We start from the raw sequence: 17605 nt of genomic DNA on the forward strand, positions 1-17605 counted from the left end.
CAAAGAAGGGCCTGCGCTACTGACGGTTATTTGGCCGCCTGAACCGCCGCGCCCAGTTTCTTGGCCGCATCAGCCGGGTCGGCTTTCGGGTCGTTGATGTAGTTGGTCACGACATCAAAGAACGCGCCCTGCACCGCCAGCGTGGTCGCCATGTTGTGCGCCATGCTCGGCTGCAGGCCACCGGACTTGGCGTCAGCCAGGAAGTCCTTGGCAGCGGTCTGCGCGCAGGAGTCGAAACCGAGTTTGTCCATGTTGTTCAACATGTCGTTACGTACCGGGATCGAGCCTTTGTTGATGCTGAAGACTTTCTGGAAGTTTTCCCCCAGCACGACTTTGGCGATGTCTTGCTGACCGGCCGCAGTGCCTTTGTCTTTCTGCTTGAACACCGCCAGGGAGTCGATGTTGTAGGTGAACGCCTTGTCGGTGCCCGGGAAGGCTACGCACTCGTAATCCTTGCCGGCGACTTTCTTGGCGGCGGTCCATTCGGACTTGGCCCAGTCACCCATGATCTGCATGCCGGCCTTGCCGTTGATGACCTTGGCCGCTTCCAGGTTCCAGTCCTGACCCTTGCCGTCGGCGTCCATGTAGGTCGCGACTTTTTTCAGCTCGGTCAGCGCCTTGACCATTTCCGGGCCGGTCAGCGCCTTGTTGTCCAGATCGACCAGGGCTTTCTTGTAGCCATCCACGCCCATGACCGAGAGCACCACGGCTTCGAACACGGTGCTGTCCTGCCAAGGCTGACCGCCGTGAGCCAGCGGGATGAAGCCCGCAGCCTTGAGCTTGTCGCCAGCGGCGTAGAATTCTTCGAGGGTGGTCGGGTTCTTGGTGATGCCGGCTTTCTTGAAGACTTCCGGGTTGATCCACAGCCAGTTCACGCGGTGAATGTTCACCGGTACGGCCACGTAATCACCGTCGTACTTCACGGTATCGGAGACTTTCTTGTCGAGCAGGCTGTCCCACTTCTCTTCTTTGGCCACGTCCTTCAGGACGTCGGTGTCGAGCAGACCGGTGGAGGCCCATTCCTGGATATCCGGGCCTTTGATCTGGGCCACGCCCGGCGGGTTGCCGGCCACGGCGCGGCTCTTCAGCACGGTCATGGCCGTGGCACCGCCACCGCCGGCGACAGCGCCGTCTTTCCAGGTGAAACCGTCTTTTTCAACTTGCGCCTTGAGCACATCGACAGCGGCTTTTTCGCCACCGGACGTCCACCAGTGCACGACTTCGACCGAACCTTTGGATTCGGCAGCGGACACACTGAGAGGCAGAATTGCGAGCGGGAACAGGGAGGCGACAGAAATGACAGTAGCGAGGCGAGAAATCGCATTCATCTGAGATGTACCTTTCTTGTTGTTATGCATGCAAGTCTGGTGCTTGCGCTGCACAGGAGTTTAAACAGGGCGATTCCCTTCGCAGGTAACGAAGGGACGCGCAAATGTCACCACATGGTTACACAGGAACAGCCCGGGATATTTGCGCCAGAGCGGTTGCCATACTCGGTGACAAGGGTAGACGAGGGATCAGTACCGCTTGCCACGCGTGGTAGAGATCGGGTTTGCCCGGCCAGATATCGGCGCTCGGGCGGTTTTGCGGATCGAGTTCGTGGTGCCAGCTGCCGTCACAGCGATCGATGAAATGGCCTTCACAGAATTCCCAGAACAGCCGGTACCAGGGTTCGTATTGCGCATCACCGGTGCGTTTGAGCAAGACGCTGGCCGCCGCGCTGGCTTCGGCATGGGTCCAGTGCAGACGATGTCGCACCACGGCGTTGTTGTCCCAGTCGAGGGTATAGACGATGCCCGGCGCGCCATCGACGTCCCAGCCGTGTCGGCAGTTCTGCTCGAAGAGCTTTTGCGCATCGGTCGCCAGCCAGCCCGGCGTGAGCATCCCGGCCTGGACCCGCGCCGCTTCGAGGTGCAGCAGCAGCCGCGCCCACTCGAAACCGTGGCCCGGGGTGGTGCCGTAAGGGCGGAAGCCGTCAGCGGGGTTGTCGTGGTTGTACTCGCGCAGCGGTTGCCAGTCGCGGTCGAAGTGTTCGATGACCATGTAGCCGTTAGCTGCTGCATGACCATGAATCACCCGCTCGACGATGCGTTGCGCGCGCACCAGCCAGCGCTGATCTTCAGTGACATCGGCCAGCGCGAGGAACGCTTCGGTGGCGTGCATGTTGCTGTTGGCGCCGCGATAGGCCTCTTCGTCGCGCCAGTCGCGATTGAAGAATTCGCGCATGGCGCCCTCTTCTTCGCTCCAGAAATACGTGTCGATGATGTCGATCGCATCATCCAGCAGCGCCTGGGCGCCGGGACGCTGTGCGACCACCGCCGAGCTGGCCGCGAGCGCGACAAAGGCATGCAGATAGGCATTCTTGCCGGTGTTGCCGTCGCGATGTTCGGCGACCGCAAACCAGCCGCCGTGCAGCGCATCCCGCAATGGACCACGCAGGGCCGCAATGCCGTGATCAACCAGTTCGGCAAACCCCGGCAAGCCTTGAATGTGGGCCATGGCGAAGCTGTGGGTCATGCGCGCGGTGTTCATGGTTTCGGCCTGCGCGTGCGCCGGCAGACGGCCGCGTTCGTCGAGGTTGCCGAAACCTTCAGGCAGCTTTGCAGCCTTGGCGAATGCCAGCAGGCGCAGACCTTCGTCGGCGAGCCATTGCTGGTGGGCAGGGGCGTTCAGCCAACTGCTGAAGCCTGGGTGGAAAAGATCCATGAGTGGCCTTTTTTGTTGTTATGACTGCGGGAAGTCTAAACAACGGGCCGGTGTGGGCTTGTAACGAAGGGGACGGGGTTTGTCACCAAGCCGTGACATTAGAAAAGCAAAGTCAAAAGATCGCAGCCTTCGGCAGCTCCTACAGAGTACGGTGTAGGAGCTGCCGAAGGCTGCGATCTTTTGATCTTCAGTCTACTGAACGCGGCAACTGCAACGTCACCCGCAACCCGCCCTCACGCAAATTCTGCAGCGTCACCTCACCGCCGTGGCTGTGGGCGATGTTGCGCGCAATGCCCAAACCGAGACCATAGCCTTGCTGCTGCCCGGCCAAGCGAAAGTGCGGCTCGAACACCTGCTCCAACCGCTGCTCCGGCACGCCCGGGCCTTCGTCGTCGACGTGCAGGACAAACGCGCGCTCATCGTCATCGATGTGCAGGTGCGCGTTCTGCCCGTACTTCAGGGCATTGTCGATGAGGTTGCCGATGCAGCGCTTCAACGCCAGAGGCTTGCCCGGATACGCCGCCAGCGCCTTGCCTTGCAGGGTCACGCGGCCATTGCCGTTGGGCGCCAGGTACGGTTCTACGAGGCAGTCGAGTACATGGTTGAGATCCACCGGCTCGATGTTCTCGTGGATGTCAGTGTCTTTCACGCATTGCAGCGCGCCCTTGACCAGCAACTCCAGTTCATCCAGATCGCGACCGAACTTGGCTTGCAACTGCTCGTCTTCGAGCAGCTCGACGCGCAAACGCAGGCGAGTGATCGGCGTGCGCAGGTCATGGGAAATCGCGCTGAACAATTGGCTGCGCTCGGTCAGGTAGCGGCTGATGCGTTCGCGCATGGTGTTGAACGCACGGCCCACTTCCACCACTTCACTGCCACCGCCCTCGGCCACCGGCTCGACATCGGCGCCCAGCGACAGATCCCGCGCCGCCCGCGCCAGACGCTTGAGCGGCCGGCTCTGCCAGTGCACCAGCAAGCCGATGAACAGCAGCAAAAAGCCGCTGGTGAGGACGATGAACCACACCTGCTGTGCCGGCAGGCCTTGCTCTTCAAGACTGGTGTAGGGCTCGGGCAGCAACGAGGCGATGTACAGCCACTCGCCCGGGGCCATTTGAATCTGCGTCACCAGCACGGGTGGATTCACCGGTTCCAGGGTCAACGCGTAATGCGCCCACGAGCGCGGTAGCTCATCGAGTTTCAGCCCGGCATTGAAGATCCGCAGATCCTCGGGGCTGACGAAAGTCACCGAAATATCCGTGTCATGGCCCAGCGACTGACGCAGCACTTCATCCACCGCTTGAATCACCGCAGCCTTGCGCGGGGTGATCGGCAGCACGTCCATGCCCAGCGGTTTGTCATTGAGCGTCACCACGAAACGGGTGCCGCCCATGCTGCGCAACTGGTCGAGCACCAGTGGTCGATACGCCACCGGCAACGAGCGGAAATAACTGACGCTGGCGGTCATCGAATGGGCGAGGCTGCGGGCACTGGTGACCAGGCCCTCGAGCTGGGTGGCGCGCAGTTGCGAGACCCAGATCACGCTCGACAAGGTCTGTGCGAACAACACCGCCAACAGAGTCAGCAGGAGCATGCGCCCGAGCAGCGAACGCGGCACCGGTACTGTGTTGGCGAGCCTGCGCAGCGACTCAGTGACCATTGCCGGCAACCACATTGGCTGCCAGTTGGTAGCCACTGCCGCGCACGGTGCGGATCAGCCGTGGCGGTTTTTCCGTGTCTCGCAGGCGCTGGCGCAAGCGGCTGACGGCCATGTCGACGATGCGGTCGAGCGGCATCAGGTCACGGCCACGGGTGGCGTTGCCGATGGTGTCGCGGTCGAGAATTTCCTGCGGATGATCGAGAAACAGCTTCAGCAATGCGAAGTCGGCACCGGAGAGAATCACTTCTTCGCCGTCGGTGTGGAACAGTCGATGGCTGACCATGTCCAGCCGCCACTCGTCGAAGGCCAACACGTCGCTGCCACTGCGTTCCTGACCGAACTGCGCCCGTCGCAGCAAAGCCTTGATTCGCGCTTGCAGTTCGCGGGGGCTGAAGGGTTTGCCGAGGTAGTCGTCAGCGCCGAGCTCCAGACCGATCACGCGGTCGGCTTCGTCGGAACTGGCGGTGAGCATGATGATCGGCACCTGCGCCTGACGCGGATGCTGGCGCACCCAGCGGCAGAGGCTGAAACCGTCCTCGTCGGGCAGCATCACATCGAGGATCACCAGATCGCTCGGCGCCTCGTTGAGGGCCTGGCGGAAACTGGCGCCATCGGCGGTGGCCCGCACCTGAAACCCGGCGCGGGTCAGGTAGGTTTCCAGCAACTCGCGTATTTCCTGGTCGTCATCGACCAACAATATCGACTTGTTGACTGAGCTCACTTCGAAGGCATCCTTGTTGTTGGAATTGGGGCGGATTATGCCTTAAGCACTGATTTTACAAACACCACAAAACACCTGTGGGAACAAACCTGTGGTGAGGGGATTTATCCCCGATGGGTTGCGCAGCGACCCTGGAAAAACCGGGCCTGCTTCGCAGGCCATCGGGGATGAATCCCCTCGCCACAAAGGCTCACTCCTACAGTTTGATTGCATTTCAGGTCGGGATTGCTTGCTCCAGTGCCACACCGGCACCCACCAGCCCGGAATACGGTGCCGTTACCAGCCACACCGGAATGCCCTTGAAGTAATCGCTCATGCAGCCCTTGTCGGCGAAGCTGCGGGCAAAACCACTGTTGACGAAGAAATCGGCAAAACGCGGTATCACCCCGCCAACGATGAAGACCCCGCCACGAGCCCCGGTGGTCAGCACGTTGTTGCCGGCCACGCGGCCGAGCCAGCAGCAGAACTGTTCCAACACTTCCAGGGCGATCGGATCGCCAGCCAGACCGGCTGCGGTGATCGCTTCCGGCGTCTCAAGCTTCGGTTCATGTCCGTCCACTGCGCAGATCGCCCGGTAGACGCGCGGCAGGCCACCGCCGCTCAGCGCAGTTTCCGCGCTGACATGGCCGATCTCATTGTGGATGTGCTGCCACAACTGGGTTTCACGCGGACTGCTCAGCGGCAGATCGACGTGCCCGCCCTCGCCCGGCAGCGCGGCAAACCGGCCTTCGCCCAGATCGAGCAAGGTGCCGACACCCAGCCCCGTGCCCGGACCGATTACCACCGCCGGGCGCAACGGCTCCGGCGTGCCTTCGCAGACCACACGAAATTCCCCGGGCTGCAAACGGGTCATGCCCAGCGCCATCGCCGAGAAATCGTTGATCAACAGCAGTTGTTCGACCTGCAAGGTCTTGCAGAACGCCGTGCGACTCAAGCGCCAGTGGTTGTTGGTGAATTTGAATTCATCCCCACTCACCGGCCCCGCCACCGACAGGCACACCGAACCGATCGAACCCGGCGCCAGACCGAGGCCACTCAGGTACAGGCTGATCGCCTCTTCCGGGCTGGCGTGGTCGGCTGTGGCCAGCACCTGAACCGATTCCAGTTGCTGGTTTTTCCACAACGCGAACCGCGCGTTGGTGCCTCCGATATCACCGACCAAAGCCAGTTTCAATTAAGCGTCTCCAGGGCAGAAGTGAAGGCGCTGGCGCCCTGCTCCGCCGAGCTGAAGGCCAAACGCATGAAGCCAAACAGTTCGCGACCGCTGCCGATGTTGTTGCCCAACAGGCCTTTGGCGGGTTCGCGCGCTGCAAATTCGGCGGCGTCGACCTTGAGTTCCAAAGTGCCTTTGACGCCATCGACGCGGATGATATCGCCCTCTTGCACCCGCGCCAAAGCACCGCCGACATACGCTTCAGGGCTGACGTGAATCGCCGCCGGGATTTTCCCCGACGCGCCGGACATGCGCCCATCGGTCACCAGCGCGACTTTGAAGCCGCGATCCTGCAGCACGCCGAGGAACGGCGTCATCTTGTGCAGCTCGGGCATGCCGTTGGAGCGCGGGCCCTGGAAGCGCATCACCGCAACAAAATCCTTCTCCAGCAAACCGGCCTTGAACGCGTCGGCCAGGTCCTGCTGATCCTGGAACACCATGGCTGGCGCTTCGACGATCTGGTTTTCCAGCGCCACGGCGGAGACTTTCATCACGCCGCGACCAAGGTTGCCTTCCATCACCCGCAGACCGCCCTCGGCGGAAAATGCACGGGCGACCGGACGCAGGATGTTTTCGTCGAGGCTTTCGGTCGGGCCTTCGCGCCACACCAACTTACCGTTATCGAGGAATGGCTCTTTGGTGTACTGGCTCAAGCCGTGGCCGAGCACGGTGTTGACGTCTTCGTGGAGCAGGCCGGCTTCGAGCAGTTCGCGGATCAGGAACGACATACCGCCAGCAGCCTGGAAGTGGTTGATGTCGGCTTTGCCGTTCGGGTAAACGTGGCTCAGGGTCGGCACCACTTCGGAGAGGTCGGCCATGTCCTGCCAGGTCAGTTGGATGCCCGCAGCCATCGCGATGGCCGGCATGTGCAGGGTGTGGTTGGTCGAGCCGCCGGTGGCGTGCAGCGCGACGATCGAGTTGACCAGCGCCTTCTCGTCGACGATTTCGCCGATCGGCATGAAGTTGCCGTTTTGCTTGGTCAGACGCGTGACCTGATGCGCGGCTTCGCGGGTCAGGGCATCACGCAGCGGCGTGTTCGGGTTGACGAAAGAGGCGCCCGGCAAGTGCAGGCCCATGACTTCCATCAGCAACTGGTTGGTATTGGCGGTGCCGTAGAAGGTGCAGGTGCCCGGGCTGTGGTAGGACTTCATTTCCGATTCCAGCAGCTCTTCGCGGGTCGCCTTGCCTTCGGCGTACTTCTGCCGCACATCGGCTTTTTCCTTGTTGGAAATCCCCGAGACCATCGGCCCGCCCGGGACGAAGATCGTCGGCAGATGGCCGAAGCGCAGCGAGCCCATCATCAGGCCCGGGACGATCTTGTCGCAGATGCCGAGCATCAGCGCGCCGTCGAACATGTTGTGCGACAACGCCACCGCCGTCGACATGGCGATCACTTCACGGCTTGGCAGGCTCAGCTCCATGCCCGGCTCGCCCTGGGTCACGCCATCGCACATCGCCGGCGTACCACCGGCGAACTGACCGACCGAGCCGATTTCGCGCAAGGCGGTTTTGATCTGCTGGGGAAAGACCTCGTACGGCTGGTGCGCCGAGAGCATGTCGTTATACGAAGAAACAATGGCGATGTTCGCCGAGTTCATCATCCGCAGGCTGTGCTTGTCTTCGCTGCCACATCCGGCCACGCCGTGGGCGAAGTTGGCGCATTGCAGCTTGCCGCGCATCGGCCCGTCAGTGGCGGCGCCGCGAATCAGTGCAAGGTAAGCCTGACGCGTGGCGCGGCTGCGGGCGATAAGCCGTTCGGTGACCTCAAGAACGCGGGGATGCATGTGTAGAACTCCAGGCTAACGGATGTGGCGACCTGATTGTCTATGCTGATCAAACGCCGTTGTTGTTGGAATGACAGACGGCTTTTTTGACCATTCGGACCAGTTGATTCAGGTCACTCGTTGTAGATAAAACAAAATATTGCCACTAAAAAGGCTTGTTTTCTATTTTTATGCGAATAATCTTGTAATTCCAACAACAAAACGACGGCGGCGCTGTTCAATGACTCTTCGAATCGCAATCAATGGTTTTGGCCGCATCGGCCGTAATGTCCTGCGCGCACTGTATACCCAAGGCTATCGACAGGATTTGCAGATCGTCGCCATCAACGATCTGGGCGACAGCGCCATCAATGCCCATCTGCTCAAATACGACACCGTTCACGGCACATTCGATGCCGAAGTGGCCCATGACAATGAGAGCCTGACGGTCAATGGCGACCGCATTGCGGTCAGCGCCATTCGCAACCCGGCCGAGCTGCCATGGGCCGCGGAAAAGATCGATGTGGTGTTCGAATGCACCGGTCTGTTCACCGACCGCGCCAAAGCGGCCGCGCATATTACTGCCGGCGCGCGCAAAGTCATTATCTCGGCCCCGGCCAAAGGCGCCGACGCTACCGTCGTTTACGGCGTGAACCACGACATTCTGCGCCAGTCGCACCAGATCATCTCCAACGCTTCGTGCACCACCAACTGCCTGGCGCCCGTGGCGCAGGTGCTGCACCGCGAACTGGGCATTGAAAGCGGTCTGATGACCACGATTCATGCCTACACCAACGACCAGAACCTCACCGACGTCTATCACACCGACCCGTACCGCGCGCGTTCGGCCACGCAGAACATGATCCCGAGCAAGACCGGCGCCGCCGAAGCGGTAGGCCTGGTGTTGCCGGAACTGGCGGGCAAACTGACCGGCATGGCCGTGCGGGTGCCGGTGATCAATGTGTCGCTGGTGGACCTGACCGTGCAGTTGAAGAAGGAAGCCACGGCTGACGAGGTCAACGCGCTGATGAAAGCCGCCAGCCAGCACTCGAAAATTTTGGGTTACAACACGTTGCCGCTGGTTTCCAGCGACTTCAACCACAACCCGCTGTCGTCGATCTTCGACGCCAATCACACCAAATCCAGCGGCAAACTGCTGAAGGTGCTGGCTTGGTACGACAACGAATGGGGCTTCTCCAACCGCATGCTGGATAACTGCCTGGCGCTCTGCAACGCCGAATAATCCCGCCCGCCCCTGTAGGAGCTGCCGCAGGCTGCGATCTTTTGATCTTGTTTTAAAAGCAACATCAAAAGATCGCAGCCTTCGGCAGCTCCTACATTTGCTTCGTTCAAAACAACACTTGACCACTCGACTAGATGATAAGCATTATCATTCGCTCGAAATGGATCAGGTTCCCCCGTGAGTCAATCGCGCTTCAATCACGTCTTCCTCGCTCAGCGCACGTCCCTGCTGCGTACGATCGAGCGGATGGTCAACAATCACAGCACCGCCGAAGACCTGTTGCAGGAAACCTACCTGCGCGTCACGCGAGCGTTGAGCGAGCGCGCCATCGATCACCTTGAACCCTTCGTGTTCCAGACCGCGCGCAATCTGGCGCTGGATCACCTGCGTGCGCGCAAGATCCATTCGCGAACCATGGTCGATGACGTGCCGCAGGACGTGGTGCACAGCGTCGCCGCCCCTGCCAGCAGCGCCGAAGACGCCGCCCACGCCGAACAATTGCTGGAGCGCCTGAACGTGAGCATCAGTCAACTCAGCCCGCGTCAGCAGCAAATCTTCATCCTCAGCCGCCTGCACGGGCACAGTTATCAGGAAATCGCCGACGAGTTGAACGTGTCGCTCAGCACCGTGCAGAAGGAACTCAAGCTGATCATGTCGATCTGCATCGGTGTCGCCGAGCGCTTGAATGGCGCCTGAGGTCGCAGGCGATTTCTGTCAGCATCAGCATCGACTGCACTGATCAGCGGGCTTTGCTACCCTTGCGCGACTTTTACGCTTCACTAAAACAACAGCCGTGCACAGACACTGCCGAGGAAACACCGTGACGGACACCCACCGCCCGCCTTCGCCCGACACGGCGCAGGACGCCGCCCGTGCAATGGACCAGGCTCTGGACTGGCTCATTGTGCTCGGCAGTGCGGACGAAGAGCAGACCCGGCAATTTCACGCGTGGTTGGCTGCCGATCCGTTGAATGCCGAGGCGTTCGCCAGGGCCCAGGCGATCTGGGACGGGCCGCACGTGGTGCAATGCGCGCAGAGTCTCGCTGCGACACCCGCGAAAGTGACGCTCATCAAACGTCTGCGCCCGCACTGGAAACCGTTGGCGACTGCTGCGGTGCTGATCCTCGGCCTGTTCAGTTTCAGCAATCTGCCGATGCGCCTGCAGGCCGATCATCTGACCGTGGTCGGCGAGCGTCAGCGCCTGCAACTGGAGGACGGTTCCAAGGTGCTGCTCAACACCAACTCGGCCTTCTCCAGCAGCATCAATGAGCGCCAGCGTGTGGCGCGACTGTATCAGGGCGAAGCGTTTTTCGAGGTAGCGGCCAACCGGGCTCAGCCACTGGAAATCGATGCCGGCCCGGTGCAGGCCAGCGTGCGCGACACCGCGTTCGCCGTGCGCTATCTGGACGGCGTGGCGCAGGTCAATGTGCAGCGCGGCGATGTCGATCTGCGCGCCACCCACAACGACGCGCGCGTGCGTTTGAGCGCCGGCGAAAGCATCCGTATCGGCCCCAACGGTTTCGATCGTCCGGCCAAACTCGATGCCGCCACCGACCTGGCCTGGGTCCAGGGCCGGTTGATCTTTGAAAACTGTCCGCTCGACAAGGTGCTGGCCGAACTGCGCCGCTACTACCCGGGCTGGATCATCAACACCAACGAGCAGTTGGCCGACGTCAACGTCACCGGCAATTACCGTCTCGACCAACCGCTGGACGTCGTGCGTTCCCTCGCCCACATCACCTCGGCGCGCCTGCAGGAATTCCCGGCGCTGGTGATCCTGAACTAAATGAGAATTATTTTTACTCGATAGCAAAACCCCGTTCGTCTCGTTATAGCCAATGCAATTGATTCGCATCTTCGGAGGCGGATCAGCACCTATAAAGATTCGTGCGACACGGAGCGCTATCGATGTCCTCTCGCCTTACCCGCCAGACTGCTTCCCCTTCCCGCGTATTGTCGCTGCTGACGGCTGCCATCCTCATGGCCGGCACCGCACCGCTGATGGCTGCCACCGAGCAACCGGCACGCAACATGGGTGATTACTCGTTCTCGATTGGCCAGCAACCGCTGGTGTCGGCGCTCAATGCCTTTACCAGCGTCACCGGTTGGCAGGTCGGCTTGCCGGCGGAACTGGGTCAGGGCGTATCGTCGCCGGGCGTGCGCGGTTCGCTGCCGCCGGAGAAAGCGCTGGAACGCCTGTTGGTGGGGACCAACCTGAGCTTCCGCAAGCTGAGCAACAACAACGTGGTGCTGGAAAAACGCAGCACCAGCGGCACCTTGAATCTGGATCAGGTGACCATCAGCGCCACCCGCCAGGAACAGTCGGTCAACAGCGTGCCGGCCACAGTCACCGTGCAGACCCGCCAGGACCTGGACCGCAACAACGTCAACACCCTCAAGGATCTGGTGCGCTACGAGCCGGGCGTGTCCGTCGGCGGCGCCGGTCAGCGCGGCGGTATCAGTGGCTACAACATTCGCGGCATCGACGGCGACCGCATCCTCACTCAGGTTGACGGCGTCGAAGTGCCGGACGGTTTCTTCAACGGCCCGTACGCCAAGACCCAGCGCAATTACGTCGACCCGGAAATCATCAAACGCGTGGAAATCCTCCGGGGCCCGGCCTCGGTGCTCTACGGCAGCAACGCCATCGGCGGCGCCGTCAGCTACTACACCCTCGACCCGGACGACATCATCAAGCCCGGCAAAGATGTCGGTGCCCGGTTGAAGACCGGCTACAGCTCCGCCGATGAGAGCTGGCTGAAATCCGCCACGGTTGCCGGGCGTGCCGAGCAGTTCGACGGCTTGCTGCACTTCAGCCAGCGCGACGGTCACGAAACCGATTCCTACGGCAGCAACAACGGCACCGGCCTTGCGCGCACCGCCGCCAACCCGGAAGACGTCAAAGCCACCAACGTGCTGGCGAAGATCGGCTGGAACTACAACGACGATTCGCGTCTGGGCCTGACCTACGAGAAGTACAAGGACGACCGCGACACCGATCAGAAAAGTGCCTACGGCGGCCCATACTTCAACGGTGCCCCGACCATCCCCAACAGCGTGCTGCCCGGCGGCATGTACCAGTGGCGTACCGGCAACGACACCATCACCCGCGAGCGTTTCGGCCTCGAACACAGCTTCGCCCTCGACAGCCTGCTGGCCGATAACGTGAAGTGGAGCCTGAACCACCAGATCGCCAAGACCGACCAGAGCACTGAAGAGTTCTACTACCCGATGACCCGTAAAGTGCTGCGCACCCGCGACACGGTCTACGAGGAAAAACAGTGGGTATTCGACGCGCAACTGGACAAGGCCTTCGCCATCGGTGACACCGATCACGTGCTGACCTACGGCACCACGATCAAGCAGCAGAAAGTCACCGGCTCGCGCAGTGGCGACGGCAAATGCCTGGCTGTCGGCCGTGGCTGCACCGCCATCGGCGCCACCAGCGCGGCGGATGTGCTGAAAAAATCCAGCGACTTCCAGGACCCGACCATCAACACCTACAGCCTGTTTGCCCAGGATCAGATCAGCTGGAACAAGTGGACCTTCCTGCCTGGCCTGCGCTACGACTACACCCAGCTCAAGCCGCACATCACTGAAGAATTCCTCAACACCGTGGCCGCCGACGGCAACGGCACCGTCAGCGACGAGAACAAGACCTGGCACAAAGTCTCGCCCAAATTCGGCCTGACTTACGCCCTGACCGACAACTACACCTGGTACGGCCAGTACGCCGAAGGCTTCCGCACGCCGACTGCGAAAGCGCTGTACGGGCGCTTTGAAAACAGCACCACCGGCTACAACGTGGCGCCGAACCCGAACCTGGAACCGGAAAAAAGCAAAAGCTATGAAACCGGTCTGCGCGGCAACTTCGAGCAAGGCTCGTTCGACGTGGCGGTGTTCTATAACAAGTACCGCGACTTCATCAACGAAGACGCCGTCACGCCTGGCTACGACGAGCTGACCTTCCAGTCGAGCAACATCAAGCACGCGACCATCAAGGGTGCCGAAGTCAAAGGTCGCCTGAACCTCGATGCGTTCGGCGCGCCGCAAGGCCTCTACACCCAGGGATCAATTGCTTACGCCTACGGTCGCAACAACGACAATGGCGAGCCGCTCAACAGCGTCAATCCGCTGACCGGCGTATTCGGTCTGGGTTACGACCAGGACCACTACGGCGGCCTGCTGAGCTGGACCTTGGTGAAGAAAAAGGACCGCGTCGACGACAGCAACTTCAAGTCGCCGGATGGCGTCAGCAGCCAGTTCAAGACCCCGGGCTTCGGCATTCTGGATCTGGCCGGTTATTACAAAGTCACTGACGACGTCACCGTCAGCGGCGGCATCTACAACCTCACCGACAAGAAGTACTGGCTGTGGGATGACGTGCGCGGTTACGACAGCGTCGGCGAAGCTTCGGTGACGCAACCGGCCAACCTCGATCGCCTGACCCAGCCGGGCCGCAACTTCGCGATCAATCTGGTCTGGGACATCTGATCCGCACGGCCCTGCGGCGCGCGTTGACCGACGCGTCGCGGGGCTTTTTTTACGGTTTGGCACCTGCCCGTTCGTCTCGTTATCAAGCGCCTCTTTTATCAAGGACACCCCATGACCACTTCGGAAAAAGCCCTGCGTTCACAACGCCTGAACCAGATCACCCACGAGCCGCACAGCAAGCTCGACGCGCTGGTCAAAGCCCACGCGCCGTTCGAAACCCGCGCCAACTTTGCGCGTTTCGTGGTCGCACAGTACCTGTTTCAGTCGGAACTGGTCGATCTCTATAACAACGCCGAACTGACGGCCATCGTCCCGGATCTGCCGGCCCGTTGCCGCGCCGAAGCGGCCAAGGCTGACCTGGCGGACCTCGATACCGACATCCCGGCACCGGTGGCCGGTGCGCTGAAAAACCCGAGCAAGGCCCGCGCCCTCGGCTGGATCTTCGTCTCCGAAGGCTCGAAGCTGGGCGCTGCGTTCCTGATCAAACGCGCGGTGGCGCTGGAGCTGAGCGAAACCTTCGGCGCCCGCCACCTGGGTGAACCGGAAGGTGGCCGCGCCGAGGGTTGGAAAAGCTTCGTGCGTATTCTCGACTCCCTGCCGTTCACCGCCGAAGAGGAAGCCGAAGTCGAGCAAGGCGCAATCGACGCGTTCAACCGCTTCACCGTGTTGCTGGAACAGGCTTACGCCACCGAAGCCGAACCGGCCTGATTTACCGGCACAACACAAAACCCTGTGGGAGCTGGCTTGCCAGCGATGGCGGCGGGTCAGACAAGATCTATTTCGACTGATACATCGCTATCGCTGGCAAGCCAGCTCCCACAGGGGTCTCGACAAGTCTGTAAGATTCCCGTTTCGTCTCACTGTACTCCCCGAGCCCATGCCGCAACCCGCCTCCTCAAAACTCGCCCGCCTGCTGTTCGGCCTGCTGGCCTATGTCAGTCTCGGCATTGGCCTGATCGCCATCGTCGTGCCCGGCCTGCCGACCACCGAGTTCATCCTGCTCGCCGCCTGGGCTGCGACCCGCAGCTCGCCGCGCCTGAGTGCCTGGCTGGAAAACCATCGGCTGTTCGGGCCGATCCTGAGCAACTGGCGCAACGGCAAGATCATCGCGCGCAAGGCCAAGGTCAGCGCCACCGTCAGCATGCTGCTGTGCGCGACACTGATGCTGGTGATGCTCGACCACGGCTGGCCGGTGTATCTGGCGATTGCCGGAATGAGCCTGGGCAATCTGTGGATCTGGTCGCGCCCGGAAACGATCCCGCCCCCCGCCTGACCGCCCGCTATTTTTGGCAAATGAGCTTTTGTGGTGAGGGGATTCATCCCCGATGGCTGCGCAGCAGCCACTAATCAGGCTCCGCAGAGTTTCAGTTAAAAATGGTTGTCAGGTTTTGGGCCTGCTGCGCAGTCCATCGGGGATGAATCCCCTCACCACAAAGCCTCATCACCAAAAGCTCCTCAGTGTTCACCAGGCTGAAACTTCCCTGTAATTAATCGCCTTTTCAGCACATTCCCCTGCGCAAACGTTTAGCGCTGACCGTTCGTCGGCGAGCGCCTCATGCGCCGTCGCTGTGCGCCGATGAGCAATGCATGGCGCTGAATGGATTTGGCGAACCGGGTAGTTCATCCCCGCGGCCACCTGCTCATTCATTCACGAGATCGCCCCATGTTCGACTCTCTTTCCATTCGCCTGAAAATCGTCCTGCTCTCCGGTCTGTGTCTGCTCGGTGTGGTCGCGCTGATCGTCGGCATGAATATTTACCAGACCAACCAGAACGACGATCTGGTCAGTGACTCCAGCAGCAAAATGCTCACCGCCAGTGTGCAAAACCTGTTGCAGGCCAAGGCAGCCGAGCAAGCGGTGCGGGTACAGAAGACCTTTGGCGAAAGCCTGACGGTGATCACTGCCCTGGCCGACCAGATCAAGGACATGCGGGTGATGGCCGCCAAGCGTTCGCTGGACGCCGGTGCCCTGCGTGAAGAGTTGAACCAGAGCCTGAAAACCGCGTTCGAGCGCAACGACAAGGTGCTCGGCATCTGGCTCGCTTTCGAACCCAACGGCCTTGATGGCAAGGACAGCGAGTTCGTCAACGATGCTGCGCGCCAGTCCAACGAAGCCGGGCGCTTTGCGACCTACTGGAGCCGCGCTGCCGGTTCCGCGCTGAACACGATCATGGTCGAAGAAGACATGACCAAGACCACCCTCAGCGTCAGCGGCACGCCGTACAACAGCTGGTACACCTGCCCTCGCGACAACAAGCGCACCTGCCTGCTCGACCCGTACGCCGACACCGTGGGCGGCAAGGAAATGTTGATGACCACCATTTCCGTGCCGCTGATCGTCGACGGCAAGGCCATCGGCGTGGTCGGTGTCGACATCGCCCTCGATGCCCTGCAAGCAGCAGCGGTGGACTCCCAGCGCGACCTGTTCAACAACGCCGGGCACATGCTGATCGTCTCCGGCAGCGGCGTACTCGGCGCCGACAGTTCCGACGCGACCAGGGTCGGCAAAAAAATCAGCGATACCCTCGGCGCCGACGGCAAGGACCTGCTGCAACTGGTCAGCAGCGGCACGCCGAAGATTCTTGAACAGGGCGAGCTGATTCGCGCGGTGTACCCGGTCGATCCGATTGGCAATTCGCGGGCCTGGGGCGTGGTCATCGACCTGCCGAAACAGGTGCTGCTGGCCGACTCGGTCAAGCTGCAAGCGGTGCTCGACGATGCTCAGGAAACCGGTGTCATCACCGCGCTGCTGGTGGCCGTGGTCGCAGGTCTGGTCGGTTTGCTGCTGATCTGGCTCACCGCCTCGGGCGTGACCCGGCCGATCAACAGTGTCGCTGAAATGCTGAAGAACATCGCCAGCGGTGAAGGCGATCTGACCCAGCGCCTGAACTACAGCAAGAAGGATGAACTGGGCGAACTGGTGAACTGGTTCAACCGCTTCCTCGACAAGCTGCAACCGACCATCGCCCAGATCAAACAGAGCATCACCGAAGCGCGTGGCACTGCTGATCAATCCTCGGAAATCGCCCGCCAGACCAGCGAAGGCATGCAGGTGCAGTTCCGCGAAATCGATCAGGTCGCCACCGCGTCCAACGAAATGAGCGCCACCGCCCACGACGTCGCCAACAGCGCGTCGAACGCAGCAAACGCCGCCAAGGGCGCCGATCAGTCGGCCCGCGACGGCATGTCGATCATCGAACGCAGCACCCGCGACATCAATCAACTGGCCGACGAAGTCAGCAAAGCGGTGACCGAGGTCGAAGCACTGGCGGTCAACAGCGAGCAGATCGGTTCGGTGCTGGAAGTGATCCGCAGCATCGCCGAACAAACCAACCTGCTGGCGCTCAACGCCGCCATCGAAGCGGCCCGCGCCGGGGAAAGCGGTCGTGGTTTCGCAGTGGTCGCCGACGAGGTGCGCAACCTCGCCAAGCGCACTCAGGATTCGGTGGAAGAAATCCGCATCGTCATCGAGCGCATCCAGACCGGCACCCGTGGCGTGGTCGCGACCATGCATTCGAGCCAGACCCAGGCACACAACAACGCCGGGCAGATCCGTCAGGCCGTGGACGCGCTGGGCAAGATCAGCGACGCGGTCACCGTGATCAGCGACATGAACCTGCAGATCGCCAGCGCCGCCGAACAACAGAGCGCCGTGGCCGAAGAGGTCAACCGCAACGTCTCGGCGATTCGCACCGTGACCGAAACGCTGACCGAGCAAGCGACTGAGTCGGCGGCGATCAGCAGCCAGCTCAATTCCCTGGCAAGCCAGCAGATGAAGCTGATGGACCAGTTCCGCGTCTGATAATCA

13 protein-coding genes are annotated in these 17605 nt (G+C 61.4%); 7 read left to right on the forward strand and 6 right to left on the reverse strand.

The features are described 5' to 3' along the window. Positions 1-26 precede the first annotated feature (26 nt). The 6 genes from HXW87_RS25495 to edd all read right to left on the reverse strand — a co-directional run bounded on the left by HXW87_RS25495 (position 27) and on the right by edd (position 8081). Complete coding sequence (locus HXW87_RS25495) at positions 27-1328, reverse strand: ABC transporter substrate-binding protein (RefSeq protein ID WP_047295984.1); 1302 nt, start codon at positions 1326-1328, stop codon at positions 27-29. Between the two features lie 118 nt (positions 1329-1446). Then, the gene (locus tag HXW87_RS25500; RefSeq protein WP_239777954.1) at positions 1447-2706 is read right to left on the reverse strand and encodes an AGE family epimerase/isomerase; all 1260 of its coding nucleotides are present in this window, start codon (positions 2704-2706) and stop codon (positions 1447-1449) included. A 187-nt stretch (positions 2707-2893) separates the two neighbouring features. Next, positions 2894-4363, reverse strand: coding sequence for an ATP-binding protein (locus tag HXW87_RS25505; protein WP_047295988.1), 1470 nt, complete (start codon positions 4361-4363; stop codon positions 2894-2896). Further along, complete coding sequence (locus HXW87_RS25510) at positions 4353-5084, reverse strand: response regulator transcription factor (RefSeq protein WP_003227460.1); 732 nt, start codon at positions 5082-5084, stop codon at positions 4353-4355. Before HXW87_RS25510 ends, HXW87_RS25505 begins: the two co-directional genes overlap by 11 nt. Positions 5085-5298: 214 nt before the next feature. Beyond that, positions 5299-6258, reverse strand: coding sequence for a glucokinase (locus HXW87_RS25515; protein ID WP_239777955.1), 960 nt, complete (start codon positions 6256-6258; stop codon positions 5299-5301). Then, a complete protein-coding gene (edd, locus tag HXW87_RS25520; RefSeq protein WP_239777956.1) occupies positions 6255-8081 on the reverse strand; it encodes a phosphogluconate dehydratase in 1827 nt (608 codons plus the stop codon). The genes HXW87_RS25515 and edd overlap by 4 nt, the downstream gene beginning before the upstream one ends. A 220-nt stretch (positions 8082-8301) precedes the next feature. Between edd and gap the strand changes: the two genes are divergently transcribed. From gap to HXW87_RS25555, 7 genes are all read left to right on the forward strand, one after another. Continuing rightward, a complete protein-coding gene (gap, locus tag HXW87_RS25525; RefSeq protein WP_086791885.1) occupies positions 8302-9303 on the forward strand; it encodes a type I glyceraldehyde-3-phosphate dehydrogenase in 1002 nt (333 codons plus the stop codon). Positions 9304-9480: 177 nt separating this feature from the next. Further along, entirely contained in the window at positions 9481-9999 is a 519-nt protein-coding gene (locus HXW87_RS25530) for a sigma-70 family RNA polymerase sigma factor (protein ID WP_182401048.1), read from the forward strand. Positions 10000-10123: 124 nt separating this feature from the next. Continuing rightward, on the forward strand, positions 10124-11089 hold the full coding sequence (locus HXW87_RS25535) for a FecR domain-containing protein (RefSeq protein ID WP_239777957.1): 966 nt from the start codon (positions 10124-10126) through the stop codon (positions 11087-11089). 122 nt (positions 11090-11211) lie between these two features. Further along, positions 11212-13797 carry a TonB-dependent receptor gene (locus tag HXW87_RS25540; protein ID WP_239777958.1) on the forward strand — a complete coding sequence of 862 codons (2586 nt, stop codon included), beginning with the start codon at positions 11212-11214 and terminating at the stop codon, positions 13795-13797. 111 nt (positions 13798-13908) lie between these two features. Then, positions 13909-14505, forward strand: a complete 597-nt coding sequence (locus tag HXW87_RS25545) for a biliverdin-producing heme oxygenase (RefSeq protein WP_047296003.1) — start codon at positions 13909-13911, stop codon at positions 14503-14505. A 169-nt stretch (positions 14506-14674) separates the two neighbouring features. Next, positions 14675-15070 carry a YbaN family protein gene (locus HXW87_RS25550; protein ID WP_239777959.1) on the forward strand — a complete coding sequence of 132 codons (396 nt, stop codon included), beginning with the start codon at positions 14675-14677 and terminating at the stop codon, positions 15068-15070. A gap of 390 nt (positions 15071-15460) precedes the next feature. Further along, on the forward strand, positions 15461-17599 hold the full coding sequence (locus HXW87_RS25555; protein WP_239777960.1) for a methyl-accepting chemotaxis protein: 2139 nt from the start codon (positions 15461-15463) through the stop codon (positions 17597-17599). The last annotated feature ends 6 nt before the right edge of the window (positions 17600-17605 follow it).

This window comes from Pseudomonas sp. Y5-11 (assembly GCF_022368695.1).
Classification (GTDB): Bacteria; Pseudomonadota; Gammaproteobacteria; order Pseudomonadales; family Pseudomonadaceae; genus Aquipseudomonas; species Aquipseudomonas parakoreensis.